The 12,734-nt window shown below is 55.1% G+C and carries 17 protein-coding genes; 7 read left to right on the plus strand and 10 right to left on the minus strand.

What is annotated here, in order from left to right; all coding sequences use genetic code 11:
- Nucleotides 1-109: 109 nt before the first annotated feature.
- From IM290_RS09380 to mdtH, 7 genes are all read right to left on the minus strand, one after another.
- Nucleotides 110-223 carry a YceO family protein gene (locus IM290_RS09380; protein ID WP_003858014.1) on the minus strand — a complete coding sequence of 38 codons (114 nt, stop codon included), beginning with the start codon at nt 221-223 and terminating at the stop codon, nt 110-112.
- 50 nt (nt 224-273) lie between these two features.
- The gene (gene solA / locus IM290_RS09385; protein ID WP_193041526.1) at nt 274-1,392 is read right to left on the minus strand and encodes an N-methyl-L-tryptophan oxidase; all 1,119 of its coding nucleotides are present in this window, start codon (nt 1,390-1,392) and stop codon (nt 274-276) included.
- 114 nt (nt 1,393-1,506) lie between these two features.
- A complete protein-coding gene (bssS, locus tag IM290_RS09390) occupies nt 1,507-1,761 on the minus strand; it encodes a biofilm formation regulator BssS (protein ID WP_015570838.1) in 255 nt (84 codons plus the stop codon).
- 275 nt (nt 1,762-2,036) lie between these two features.
- A complete protein-coding gene (dinI, locus tag IM290_RS09395; protein WP_003858011.1) occupies nt 2,037-2,282 on the minus strand; it encodes a DNA damage-inducible protein I in 246 nt (81 codons plus the stop codon).
- A gap of 74 nt (nt 2,283-2,356) precedes the next feature.
- On the minus strand, nt 2,357-3,403 hold the full coding sequence (pyrC, locus tag IM290_RS09400) for a dihydroorotase (RefSeq protein ID WP_017384740.1): 1,047 nt from the start codon (nt 3,401-3,403) through the stop codon (nt 2,357-2,359).
- Between the two features lie 128 nt (nt 3,404-3,531).
- Entirely contained in the window at nt 3,532-4,092 is a 561-nt protein-coding gene (locus IM290_RS09405; RefSeq protein WP_017384739.1) for a lipoprotein, read from the minus strand.
- A 99-nt stretch (nt 4,093-4,191) separates the two neighbouring features.
- The gene (gene mdtH / locus IM290_RS09410; protein WP_003858008.1) at nt 4,192-5,400 is read right to left on the minus strand and encodes a multidrug efflux MFS transporter MdtH; all 1,209 of its coding nucleotides are present in this window, start codon (nt 5,398-5,400) and stop codon (nt 4,192-4,194) included.
- Nucleotides 5,401-5,636: 236 nt separating this feature from the next.
- Here mdtH and rimJ point away from each other — a divergent pair, with 236 nt between their 5' ends.
- The 4 genes from rimJ (at nt 5,637) to murJ (ending at nt 9,472) form a co-directional block, all read left to right on the plus strand.
- Nucleotides 5,637-6,221 (plus strand): ribosomal protein S5-alanine N-acetyltransferase, encoded by a 585-nt coding sequence (gene rimJ / locus IM290_RS09415; protein ID WP_003858007.1) that lies wholly within the window; start codon nt 5,637-5,639, stop codon nt 6,219-6,221.
- A 9-nt stretch (nt 6,222-6,230) separates the two neighbouring features.
- Nucleotides 6,231-6,881, plus strand: a complete 651-nt coding sequence (locus tag IM290_RS09420; protein ID WP_192969389.1) for a YceH family protein — start codon at nt 6,231-6,233, stop codon at nt 6,879-6,881.
- Between the two features lie 2 nt (nt 6,882-6,883).
- Nucleotides 6,884-7,807 carry a Gfo/Idh/MocA family protein gene (locus IM290_RS09425; protein ID WP_017384736.1) on the plus strand — a complete coding sequence of 308 codons (924 nt, stop codon included), beginning with the start codon at nt 6,884-6,886 and terminating at the stop codon, nt 7,805-7,807.
- 129 nt (nt 7,808-7,936) lie between these two features.
- The gene (gene murJ, locus IM290_RS09430; RefSeq protein WP_017384735.1) at nt 7,937-9,472 is read left to right on the plus strand and encodes a murein biosynthesis integral membrane protein MurJ; all 1,536 of its coding nucleotides are present in this window, start codon (nt 7,937-7,939) and stop codon (nt 9,470-9,472) included.
- Nucleotides 9,473-9,531: 59 nt separating this feature from the next.
- On the opposite strand, the gene flgN is transcribed toward murJ, so the two are convergent.
- From flgN to flgA, 3 genes are all read right to left on the minus strand, one after another.
- Nucleotides 9,532-9,957, minus strand: coding sequence for a flagella biosynthesis chaperone FlgN (flgN, locus tag IM290_RS09435; protein WP_003858003.1), 426 nt, complete (start codon nt 9,955-9,957; stop codon nt 9,532-9,534).
- 4 nt (nt 9,958-9,961) lie between these two features.
- Entirely contained in the window at nt 9,962-10,255 is a 294-nt protein-coding gene (gene flgM, locus IM290_RS09440; protein ID WP_033487243.1) for a flagellar biosynthesis anti-sigma factor FlgM, read from the minus strand.
- A gap of 93 nt (nt 10,256-10,348) precedes the next feature.
- Nucleotides 10,349-11,008, minus strand: a complete 660-nt coding sequence (gene flgA / locus IM290_RS09445; RefSeq protein ID WP_023296301.1) for a flagellar basal body P-ring formation chaperone FlgA — start codon at nt 11,006-11,008, stop codon at nt 10,349-10,351.
- A 157-nt stretch (nt 11,009-11,165) separates the two neighbouring features.
- Here flgA and flgB point away from each other — a divergent pair, with 157 nt between their 5' ends.
- Genes flgB through flgD form a run of 3 tightly spaced genes read left to right on the plus strand, consistent with a single transcriptional unit; the run spans nt 11,166 to nt 12,712 of the window.
- Nucleotides 11,166-11,582 (plus strand): flagellar basal body rod protein FlgB, encoded by a 417-nt coding sequence (gene flgB, locus IM290_RS09450; RefSeq protein ID WP_003857999.1) that lies wholly within the window; start codon nt 11,166-11,168, stop codon nt 11,580-11,582.
- A 3-nt stretch (nt 11,583-11,585) separates the two neighbouring features.
- Nucleotides 11,586-11,990 (plus strand): flagellar basal body rod protein FlgC, encoded by a 405-nt coding sequence (gene flgC, locus IM290_RS09455; protein ID WP_003857997.1) that lies wholly within the window; start codon nt 11,586-11,588, stop codon nt 11,988-11,990.
- A gap of 11 nt (nt 11,991-12,001) precedes the next feature.
- Nucleotides 12,002-12,712: a flagellar hook assembly protein FlgD gene (gene flgD, locus IM290_RS09460; protein ID WP_003857994.1), complete on the plus strand. Its 711-nt coding sequence runs from the start codon at nt 12,002-12,004 to the stop codon at nt 12,710-12,712.
- Nucleotides 12,713-12,734 lie beyond the last annotated feature (22 nt).

Here is a 12,734-nt window from a genome sequence, read left to right on the forward strand (position 1 = left end):
TTCCGCAATGTATTTCAATCGCTTCGTTCAATAAATTTGAGGTGACGTTTTTTAAAAAATATAAGTTAAATAAATTTAAAGGAGTGTCAATAAACGTCAGCGAGAATTTTCAGAAGAATACAATATAGATAACGTCAATGATCGCCAGCAGCGACCAAAGAACAATGTAGAGCATGAAATGCTCGCGGATGTTATTGATAAGGTAATTCACCAGTCTGCGCATCATGCTCCTCTCGCTAAACAGGCCCCGGTTATTCGGAGCCTGTAGAGGTATTATCGGTTAAAGCGCGAGAGCGTGAAGGGCTTGAGATCAAACGAAGGCGCGATCCCCTGCGCAAACTGGGCGGCAATTTCACCTAACACAGAGGCAAATTTAAACCCGTGACCGCTGAGCCCGGTTACGAGCAGGGTGTTATCGTGTCCCGGCAGGGTGTCGATGATAAAGTCTTCATCCGGGGTGTTGTCGTAGGTGCATGCTGCGCCGTAAAGCAACCCGCCTACGCCCGGCAGGATATTACGCAGGAACGTGAAGGCTTCGGAACCATCCTGCGGATAAGCACCGTAAGGCTTGCGTTCTTCCGCAGAGGAAATTACCTGTCCGCCGTTATGTTTGCCAATCTTGAGCGCGTCTTTTTCCGAGGGGAAACCATAGAACTGGTCGCCATTGGGTAACTCGCCTGTAAACGCCGGGAATTTGTTCTGACTGCTGTAACGCCCGTCAGACTGGAACCAGGAGAAGACTTTTCGCACCGGCTGGATGGGCAGGTTCGGCAGCAGTTTCGTCACCCACGTTCCCGCACTGACCAGCAGGCGCGTGGCGGTATATTCACCTTCAGAGGTGGTGACGGTTGAACCCTCTGCATGGTGGGTGATGCCCGTGACCGGACAGTTGAACAACTGCGCGCAGCCCGCTTTGGCGGCGAGATCAATCCAGGTCTTAATGGCCGTTTCGCTGTGCAGTACGCCAGAGTTGGCTTCAAACAACCCAATGTAGCCTTCAGGGACAGAAATTTCCGGCCAGCGCGCCATGATGCCGTTTGCATCCAGACGCTCGACGTCCAGGCGGTAGGCTTTCGCGCTCTCCTCGACGGTCGCCAGAAACGTGGAGCTGGCTGGCCCCAGGTTAACGACCCCGGTGCGCTCAAAAATGCGATCTTCGGTGAGTGTGGCCAGCTCATCCCACAGCGTCTGAGCCCGAAGCACCAGCGGTACATAACGTTCACCTTCACCGTAAGCGTGACGGATCAGACGGGTATCGCCGTGATGGCTTCCTTCAGAGTGGGGGGGAAGGTGGGCGTCAATCATCAGCACTTTCAGACCCGCCTGCGTGGCGTAATAACCGGCGGCAGATCCTACGGAGCCGCTTCCGATAATGATTAAATCGTATTTCATAGGCTTCTCTTTACTAACGCTTTGTTAGCAGAGTAATTAACTAAGTGGGCTTATACAAGAGCGAAATAAATAAGGCACCGCGAGGGTGCCTGTTGAGTGAAAAGGGGCATAAGGTCAATGCCGTTTATACTCATTTTCCTGATAGTCGCCAGATTCTATTTTTGCGATGCCTGCTTCTAAAATAGAGATAAACTGACGGGCGACGTCTGTTGTAAGCCACAGCGTCTGTCCAACTTCCGCTTCATCACGGTTTTGCTGATTTGGGGTCTGGTAGTGCAAACGCAGCATCAGCGCATCGTAGCTGTCTACTGTGCTGATATCCCAGCCAACAAGCGGATGGGTCTGGATGACTTCACTATTCTTTTCCATTATAACCCCCTTAATGCGTGTTAGAAGACAACGACTTTGAGGTTCAATGCATGTTTTTCTGAAAGCAATTTCAGTATATCAATTAATAAGGGTTCAGAAGGAAAAAATAAACGGGTAGCAACACATTTTTATGCTTTTTAGGATTGTTCGAACAATAAAACGCCATCTTGTTCACGATTTTCTAAGAAGATGCTGAAATATTTTGAACTTTCAGGAGACGAAACGAAAAAAAAGCCGGGGCGACCCGGCAAAAAAACACAATGAGGGAGCAAATTTTAATCAGTGATGAACCAGTCGTCGGCGCTTTCCCATGTTTCCTGCAAAATTTCGCTGATGCGTTCTTTGTCTTCTTTCGCGCCGCCGATGACGGAAAGATGGTTTGCTGTCGCATAACGTACCGTTACGGCGCCATCGTTTTCTGGAAAAGTGCTGTTAATACGTCGGGATAGTTCACCCGCCAGAGCGTCGAGTGCGCCAGCAGGCAGGACGGTGGATTTGGCTATGGTGACTTCGATACGCATAAATGCCCCCTGTGTAATATACTGTTTATTTATACAGTTATATTGTCGCTTTGACAACAGGGGGCGCGATTTTTTTAGCGTTTTACCGTCCAGTTTACGGTTTCACCGGCCAGGAAGGGGATCAGCGTATCGTCGGTGAGCGCAATCGACGCTTCAACCTGGCTTTCTTTACGCTCCAGCTCAATGAACGTGTCATTGACCGGCAGACCGTAGAAACGCGGGCCGTTAAGGGAGCAGAAGGCTTCGAAATGGTCTAACGCATTCATCTCTTCAAACACGGTTGCGTAACTTGCCAGGGCGGTCGGGGCGTTAAAGCAGCCTGCACAGCCGCAGCTCGCCTCTTTACGGTGACGGGCATGCGGGGCGGAATCCGTGCCGAGGAACGCGCGCGGGAAGCCGCTGGCGACCAGCTCACGTAGCGCCTGCTGGTGGATGTTGCGCTTGAGGATCGGCAGACAATACAGATGTGGGCGAACGCCGCCCACCAGCATGTGGTTACGGTTAAACATCAGGTGCTGCGGGGTGATGGTGGCGGCAATCAGCTCGTTTCCATCCCGGACATACTCTGCGGCATCTTTAGTCGTAATGTGCTCAAACACCACTTTCAGCCCCGGAAGACGCTGGCGCAGCGGCTCCATGACCGTTTCGATAAAACGTGCTTCGCGATCGAAAATATCAATGTCAGCGTGGGTCACTTCCCCGTGCACCAGCAGCGGCATGCCCAGTTTTTGCATACGCTCCAGAACAGGCATGATGGCATCAATACTGGTCACCCCATGGCTGGAGTTGGTGGTGGCATTCGCCGGGTAGAGCTTCGCGGCGGTGAATACACCTTCGTTAAACCCGCGCTCAACTTCATTCGGATCCAGCGAGTCCGTCAGGTAGCAGGTCATCAATGGGGTAAAATCGTGTCCCGCCGGAACGGCGTCAAGGATACGCTGGCGATAGGCAATCGCGGCCTCGACGGTAGTGACTGGCGGAACCAGGTTAGGCATAACAATCGCACGGCCATAAATTTCGCTGGTATACGGCACGACGGTTTTCAGCATGTCGCCATCACGAAGATGGATATGCCAGTCGTCTGGGCGGCGGATTTTGAGAACCTGGGATTGTACAGTCATGGAAGCTCCGGCTTGAAAGAGATCAGTCATAAGAGGGCTGTTTTTGCCGGACACAAATCATAAGCGGAAACGTTTTCGTTTGCACACTATTCCGTTAAAAAAAACGGGCGCCTGAGCGCCCGGAGTGTTTAGTCGGTGAAAGGGATGATGATTTCACCAGGTTTCACCTCTATCCCTTTGGCATATTTTTTCGCCAGAGATTCGCCTTTGCTCTTGTCTTCGCTCAGAACATAGGCAGGCTGTTGGTTAAAGTAGTTCTGCAACGACTGGTTGAGATACGGCATCAGCGTTTGCAGCACCGGTTTCATTTTTTCCGGCGTCACAACCGCATCGACGATTTCCATCTCTTGCAGGAAAATGGCCCCTTTCTCTTTATTAAAGACCGGCAGCGCCTTGAGCTTCAGCTTGATATCCGCTTTCTGATTGCCGAAGAGCGAGGTCATATCGAGGCTGGCATCGCCGGAAAGGGTGACTTTGTTAGGCTCCTCGCGCCCAATCTGGCTGGCGAGATTCGTCAGGACGATATGCGCATCCGCAAGGCCGGGCACGCCGATATCTTTTGAAAAGTTATTATGTTTTTCCAGCGCCTGATTAATTTCCTGCTCACTGACGGTGTACTGCGTAAGCTGGTTACATCCCACCAGCAGACCACTGACAATTAACGCAGCGGCAATAACGATCTTTTTCATGGCGTTCCTCAACATAAAATCGGCGCATCTGTCCTGATACGCCAGTATGTCAGGGTGATCCAACAGAAACCAGCAGAAAAAACTGATAGTGAAAGAGGGTCAGGCGCCAGGCTCCAGCATCCCGCGGGTGCTGCGTTTATCACTGAACTGCCACCAGAGGGCAATCAGCGTCATAAAGCCGACCATGCCGAGCATGACCCACGGCAGCTCCGGCTGATGGAGCGCTTTTCCGGCATCAAACAGCCAGCCGCCACCGGTGTAACCCAGTGCGCCGCCAAGCGCCAGCCCGAGACGGCTGAAGCCCATGTAGCTGCCGCGGGCCCGGGCGTCGGCAAGTGACGCGCTCAGCGTTTCACGGGCTGGCTCGGCAATGATTGAGCCAATATAGAAGGTGCAGATCAGCATAAACAGTTGCTGAAGCGAACTCACCAGGCCGATGGGCATCATGCTCAGCGTCATCAGCAACAGCCCGGCCATCAGACGGTGCTCAAGCCGGAAACGGCGCTCGCTCCAGCGGGCAATCGGATAAAGCAGCGTCAGTGAGAGGCAGGCCTCAATGGCATACATCCATTTCACCGCCGCCGGCGTGCCGGCAATATCGTTAACCATAATGGGCAGCATCAGCATGACCTGCACGGCGAGCATGTAGTAGCCGGTCAGGGTTAACACATAGGTGACGAAGCGTTTATCGCTCAGCACACGGTCAAGCCCTTCCCGCACAGGTGCTTTCACCGTTGACAGCTTCCACGCGGGTAGAAACAGACCGTTAAACAGCGCGCAGAGAATAAACAACACCGCGCCGGTGGCGCAGACCAGGCGGAAATCGTATTGCAGCAGCCAGCTTCCCAGCAGGGCGCCCACCACCGCGCCAGCGCTGTCCTGCATCATCAAAATCGAGAAGAAGCGCCCCCGGTGTTGCGGACGGATAAGCTTAACCACCAGCGCGGTACGCGGTGGGTCGAAAAGGGTGCCGCCAATCCCGGAAAGGAAACAGGAGAACCACAGCAGCCAGGGTTCATGAGCGATTGCCATGGTGGCGAATCCCGCCGCACGTAACAGCATGCCGGTGACGATCATCGGTTTCGCGCCGAAGCGGTCGGCTATTGCGCCGCCAAACACGCCCAGACCCTGTTGTACAAACTGGCGTAGACCCAGCGCGATCCCGACCATCAATGCCGCCCAGCCCATTTGATCGACAAAACGAATCGATATAAGCGGAAAAACGACAAAAAAGCCGAGCACGACCAGCATGTTATCGACGAGCAGGAAATATTTACCCAGGCTCCTGGCCTGTGATACGCGGGACATTTTCCCTCCAGGGAAAATAAAAGGTGAGCACGCTAACATTCTGCGGTGTCGCCGGGCTTTTTCCCATACCCGCTGGCGACAATATTTTTTTATCAAAAAGGTGCTTTGATAGAGAGTTCTCATCGAAAAATGTGAAAAGCGATCAAAATGGTATGTCACTGTTTTCACAGAAGGCACAGGCGCAGGTATAGTAAAGCTAACAGGCAGAGCAGAAGCGACGGGAAGGAGTGGTAACGATGTTTGGCTATCGCAGTAATGTGCCAAAAGTGCGTCTGACGACGGACAGGCTGGTCGTTCGTCTGGTGCATGAGCGTGATGCTTGGCGTCTGGCGGATTATTACGCCGAGAATCGCCAGTTTTTAAAACCCTGGGAACCCGTTCGGGACGAGAGCCACTGCTACCCCTCTGGCTGGCAGGCGCGCCTCAGTATGATTGCGGAATTTCATAAACAGGGAAGTGCGTTTTATTTCGCGCTTCTCGATCCGGAAGAGAAAGAGATCGTTGGCATTGCCAATTTTTCAAACGTGGTACGCGGGTCGTTTCACGCCTGTTACCTCGGGTATTCCATCGGTCAGAAATGGCAGGGGCAGGGGCTCATGTTTGAGGCGCTGACGGCTGCGATTCGCTACATGCAGCGCACGCAACATATCCATCGCATTATGGCCAACTACATGCCGCACAATAAGCGCAGCGGCGATCTGCTGGCCCGCCTGGGGTTTGAGAAAGAGGGCTATGCCAAAGATTATCTGCTGATTGACGGCGAGTGGCGGGACCATGTGCTCACCGCGCTCACCACGCAGGAGTGGACCGCGGGTCGTTAAGGAGAAAAAATGAAATATCAGTTAAATGGCGCCGAAGCGCGCGTGGTCGGCTGCCTTCTGGAAAAGCAGGTCACCACGCCGGAACAGTATCCTCTGTCCGTGAATGCCGTCACGATGGCCTGCAACCAGAAGACGAACCGTGAGCCGGTGATGAACCTTGGCGAGCACGAGGTGCAGGATATCCTTGATGAGCTGGTGAAGCGCCACTATCTGCGCACCGTCAGCGGCTTCGGTAATCGCGTCACTAAATATGAACAGCGCTTTTGTAATTCCGAATTTGGCGATTTAAAACTCAGCGCCGCAGAAGTGGCAGTTATCACCACGCTGCTGCTGCGCGGGGCGCAGACGCCGGGTGAACTGCGCACACGCGCCTCCCGCATGCATGAGTTTCAGGATATGCAGGACGTTGAACAGACGCTGGAGGGGCTGGCCTCACGCGAGGACGGTCCTTACGTGGTGCGTCTGCCCCGCGAGCCGGGCAAGCGTGAAAGCCGCTACATGCACCTGTTTAGCGGCGACGTTGAGCCCTCTGCGCTGGCCGTAGAATCCGACACGCCAGCATCAAACGACAGCCTGACCGCGCGCGTGGCAGCCCTGGAAGACGAGGTTGCCGGGCTGAAGCAGCGTCTGGATGCGTTACTCGCACATCTGGGAGATTAATCGTGACAACATTACGCATTGGTGTTGTGGGGCTGGGAGGGATCGCGCAAAAAGCCTGGCTGCCCGTTTTAGGCGCCGCGTCCGACTGGACGCTGCAAGGGGCGTGGTCGCCCACCCGCGAGAAAGCAGAGCGCATCTGCAAAACCTGGCGCATCCCTTATGCCGGTTCGCTACAGGATTTAGCCCGTGAATGTGATGCGGTATTTGTGCATACCTCAACCGCGACGCACTACCAGGTGGTGAGCGAGTTGCTGAACGCAGGCGTTCACGTCTGCGTGGATAAACCCCTGGCGGAAAATGTACAGGATGCTGAGCGACTGATTGAGCTGGCCGCGCGTAAAAAGCTGACGCTGATGGTCGGATTCAACCGCCGTTTTGCGCCGCTCTATCAGCAGCTTAAAGCGCAGTCCGGCTCGTTCGCCTCTCTGCGTATGGATAAGCACCGTACCGACAGCGTGGGGCCGAACGATCTGCGCTTCACACTGCTGGATGATTATCTCCACGTCGTGGATACGGCCCTGTGGCTGAGTAACGGAAAAGCCCAGCTGCAAAGCGGCACGCTGCTGACCAACGAGCAGGGTGAGATGGTTTACGCCGAACATCATTTTGCCGTTGAGCATTTGCAGGTGACGACCAGCATGCATCGTCGGGCGGGCAGCCAGCGCGAGTCCGTGCAGGCCGTTACGGATGGCGCGCTGTATGACGTCACCGATATGCGAGAGTGGCGGGAAGAGAAGGGTAATGGCGTGGTCGCGTTACCGGTTCCCGGCTGGCAAAGCACCCTGGAGCAGCGTGGCTTTGTGGGCTGCGCGCGTCACTTCATCACCTGCGTGCAGAATCAGACGGTTCCTGAAACGTCCGGGGAGCAGGCTATTCTGGCGCAGCGCATTGTGGAACGACTCTGGCGCGAAGCCATGTCGGAATAACGCGTTGTAACATCTGCCGATAGTAATTCGTTGAAATCCGGTTAGACTAAGCGCCGCTTGTTGGCTTTGCCGGGTGGCGCTAACGCTTGCCCGTCCTGGAAATCCGTAGGGTTGTGGAACTTCACGTTAATGAACTTATTAAAATCGCTGGCGGCCGTCAGCTCGATGACCATGTTTTCCCGCGTGCTTGGCTTTGCGCGCGATGCCATTGTGGCAAGGGTTTTTGGCGCCGGGATGGCGACTGACGCCTTTTTCGTCGCCTTTAAGCTGCCGAACCTGCTGCGCCGTATTTTTGCCGAAGGGGCCTTCTCACAGGCATTTGTCCCGATCCTCGCAGAATATAAAAGCAAACAGGGCGAAGATGCCACCCGCGTCTTTGTGGCCTACGTTTCCGGATTACTGACGCTGGCGCTGGCGATCGTGACCGTCCTGGGGATGCTGGCAGCGCCCTGGGTGATCATGGTGACGGCGCCGGGTTTTGCTGACACAGCGGATAAATTTGCCCTGACCACCCAACTGCTGCGTATAACCTTCCCCTATATTCTGCTGATTTCGCTGGCGTCGCTGGTGGGTGCCATCCTGAATACCTGGAACCGCTTCTCCGTTCCGGCCTTTGCCCCCACGTTCCTCAATGTCAGCATGATTGGCTTTGCGCTGTTCGCCGCGCCGCATTTTAACCCACCGGTGCTGGCGCTGGCCTGGGCCGTGACCGTCGGCGGCGTGTTACAGCTTGCTTACCAGCTTCCGCACCTGAAAAAAATCGGCATGCTGGTTCTGCCGCGCATTAATTTCAAAGATGCGGGCGCAATGCGCGTTATCAAACAGATGGGACCGGCGATACTCGGCGTGTCCGTTAGCCAGATCTCTCTGATCATCAATACCATCTTCGCCTCTTTCCTGGTGTCGGGCTCGGTGTCCTGGATGTACTACGCCGATCGTCTGATGGAGTTTCCATCCGGGGTGCTGGGCGTGGCGCTGGGGACTATTCTGCTGCCGTCGCTGTCGAAAAGTTTCGCCAGCGGCAACCACGATGAATACTGCCGCCTGATGGACTGGGGCCTGCGTCTCTGTTTTCTGCTGGCGCTGCCAAGCGCGGTGGCGCTGGGGATCCTGGCAAAACCGCTGACGGTTTCATTGTTCCAGTATGGAAAGTTCACCGCCTTTGATGCCGCCATGACCCAGCGTGCGCTCGTAGCCTACTCGGTGGGGCTGATGGGGCTGATTGTCGTGAAGGTGCTTGCGCCCGGTTTCTATTCACGTCAGGACATCAAAACGCCGGTTAAGATTGCCATTGTGACGCTGATCATGACGCAACTGATGAACCTGGCGTTTATTGGACCGCTGAAACACGCGGGGCTGTCACTGTCGATTGGTCTGGCGGCCTGTCTGAACGCCGGGCTGCTGTACTGGCAGCTGCGCAAGCAGGATATCTTCACACCGCAGCCGGGCTGGGCAAGCTTCCTGCTGCGTCTGGCGATTGCGGTAGTGGTGATGGCGGCCGCGCTGGTTGGCATGTTGTATGTCATGCCTGAGTGGGCGCAGGGCACCATGCCTTACCGCCTGATGCGTCTGATGGCCGTGGTGGTGGTCGGTGTGGTGGCGTACTTTGCCACGCTGGCGGTGCTTGGCTTCAAAGTGAAAGAGTTCACCCGCCGCACGGTATAAACGCCAAAAGGGGAGTTCACCAGAAGGTGCTCCCCGCTTCATGACGTGCCGCTACTGCGTCAAATCGAAATCTTTTTCCCACCCGTGATACGTGCCGTGGCCGTCTGACCATCCGCACCGTACAGCCCCGGCTCTTTATAGGGCTTTAACACTTCAAGCGCCTGCTGATTACGGATAATCTGTCCTTCCAGCAGCCAGCCGTTATGCTGGTTAAGATCGCGAAGATGCTGGGTTTTTTCTGTAATGGTCTGCCAGCGTTCGTTGATCTCATCATTGGCGCTGCGTTTCGCGTCTTGCTCAGCGCGTCGCTGTTTTTCCAGATAATCCAGGGTCGCCAGCAGCGAGCTTTTATCTTCAGTTATGCGTTGCAACGCGCTGCCGTTGATTTGACCAGAAGAGAGGTGGTGCTGTTCTGCATCCATCACCGTTTTCAGGTCGTTCAGGACCACCGTCATCTGATCCAGTATTTCTGACAGTCGACTCATACGGTTAGTTACTCTGGAGGAAACTCTGTGCGTCCTGAATCAGCGCATCAGCGATTTTGCTGGTATCCATTTTCAGTTCGCCGTTACGGATAGCCGTTTTCAGCGCTTCAACACGTTCCATGTTGATATCGCTGCTGCCTGGCTGCATCAGCTTCGACTGCGCATCGCTCAGCGTGACGCTGGTGCTGTTAGCCGTCGACGTTTTTTCCAGACGCGTTTTATGCGGGGCAGCCTCATTCGTTTCGCGAGGTTGTACAGTGCTAACCGGCTTCAGGGCTGATGTACGATCAATGCTCATAGTGTTGTCCTCATCGAGGGTTCGCGGCGTTTGCGCCTGACATCATCATTTGTTGAATATTTATCGGCAGTCGCCGCGAAATCTTTAAAAAGATTACAGGTTAATCAGAATATTCCCATCAGGACCGACCGTGCCGCTGACCACCTGGCCTGAGGACATTCTGACCCGGGCATTTTGCGCCACTGCGGCATTATTCAGCGCTTTTCCTTCACTGTTGATACTAAAGCCTTCGCCATTGGCGACCACCATCACCTGTTGTCCCGCTTTCACCCGCCACGCCTGGCGCAGCATGGATAGCTGTATCGCCTGTCCAGGAGCGACATCGCGCAGGCTGACCGCCTCCTGAGCCTGGTTGATATCCAGCATCGTCCGCGGTGGAAGCTGATCCAGACGGCCTCGCTTCAGCGTTACGCTGTCAGGTTGCAGCAGGCTGCCCCGGGGAATGGGAACGGCGGCGACAACATAATTGCCCGTCGCCTGAACCGCAACCTGTAAGTAGCGTTTTTCATTGGCGCAACGCGCCAGCACGTTCACGTTGCCCCATAAGCGGGTGCTGCCGGTCACGCTAAATGACGGGGCTTCGCAGGAAGGATAAAGGTTAGGCGGGGTGCGCACGGTCACGCGTACGTCATCGCTGAAACCGGCCAGCTTCTGCGCAAAGAATGCATTGAGCTGGTCCTCTAACCCCTCAGCCTGCACCAGAGGGCTTAAAAGCAGTAGGGTCGCCGCCAGGCCACGTTTAAAAGTCCGCATCGCACGTTCCACCATGTCCAGAATTTAGCAAATTCTACCCGCAGTGGTTTTCCATCAACGCAACAAATAGCGACGCATTTTGCGCTTATTCCGTCGATAGGGGAGACGGGGTGAGATTTAAGCTGTGAACTGAAATTTTCTCATCAGCGGAGGAGACATGCTCGATAAACTCGACGCCGCGTTACGTTTTCAGCAGGAAGCGCTCAATTTACGCGCCCAGCGGCAGGAGATTTTAGCCGCCAATATCGCCAACGCGGATACCCCCGGGTATCAGGCGCGCGATATTGATTTTTCCAGTGAACTCAAAAAAGTGATGGAGCGTGGACGTGCCGAAGGAACGGGTGTCTCACTGGCCCTGACATCCTCACGTCATATTCCCGCTCAGGCGATGACCGCGCCAACGACCGACCTGCTTTACCGTATTCCCGATCAGCCCTCACTTGATGGTAACACCGTCGACATGGACCGGGAGCGCACACAGTTTGCCGATAACAGCCTGCAATACCAGACAGGTCTGACGCTACTCGGCGGGCAAATTAAAGGCATGATGACCGTCCTACAGGGGGGCAATTAGTAAATGGCCTTGCTGAATATTTTTGATATCGCCGGTTCGGCATTAACGGCGCAGTCCAAACGACTGAACGTGGCCGCCAGTAACCTGGCCAACGCCGACAGCGTGACCGGCCCTGACGGGCAACCGTATCGCGCTAAACAGGTTGTCTTCCAGGTTGATGCTGCACCGGGTGCGGCAACGGGCGGCGTAAAAGTGGCGGACGTGGTTGAGAGCCAGGCGCCCGACAAGCTGGTTTACGAGCCAGGCAACCCGCTCGCGGATGCCAGCGGCTACGTGAAAATGCCGAACGTGGATGTGGTCGGGGAGATGGTGAACTCCATGTCCGCGTCGCGCAGCTACCAGGCAAACGTCGAAGTGCTTAATACCGTGAAGAGCATGATGCTCAAAACACTCACTCTCGGCCAGTAAAGGAGACACGCATGTCCATCGCCGTAAACGTGAATGACCCGACAAATACCGGCGTCAACAGCACCAGCAGTGCGACTGGTTCCAGCTCTCTCACCGGGAGCAATGCCTCCGATTTACAGAGCAGCTTTCTGACCCTGCTGGTGGCACAGCTGAAAAATCAGGACCCGACCAATCCGATGCAGAACAACGAACTGACCACGCAGCTTGCGCAGATCAGTACCGTCAGCGGCATTGAGAAACTGAACACCACGCTCGGCTCGGTCTCCGGTCAAATCGATAACAGCCAGTCCTTGCAGGCCGCCAACCTGATCGGTCACGGGGTGATGATCCCGGGGACCACGATTCTGGCGGGCACCAGCACTACCGATGGCACGTCCACCACCACCACGACGCCGTTTGGCGTTGAGTTGCAGCAGCCGGCCGACAAAGTCACCGCCACAATCAAAGACGCCAGCGGCAACGTGGTGCGCACGATTGAGATTGGCGAGCTTAAAGCGGGCGTTCATACCTTTACCTGGGATGGCAGCCTGACCGACGGCACTAAAGCGCCTAACGGCTCGTATCAGGTTGCGATTAGCGCCAGCAACGGCACCACTCAGCTGGTGGCTCAGCCGCTACAGTTTGCCCTGGTTCAGGGCGTCATCAAGGGTAGCGATGGTAACAAACTGGATTTGGGTACCTCCGGTACCACCACACTCGACGAAGTTCGGCAGATTATCTAAGCCTTCATACTTATCAGGAGTA

The organism is Enterobacter cloacae complex sp. S1, from assembly GCF_014930525.1.
GTDB classification, from domain to species: Bacteria; Pseudomonadota; Gammaproteobacteria; order Enterobacterales; family Enterobacteriaceae; genus Enterobacter; species Enterobacter hormaechei_C.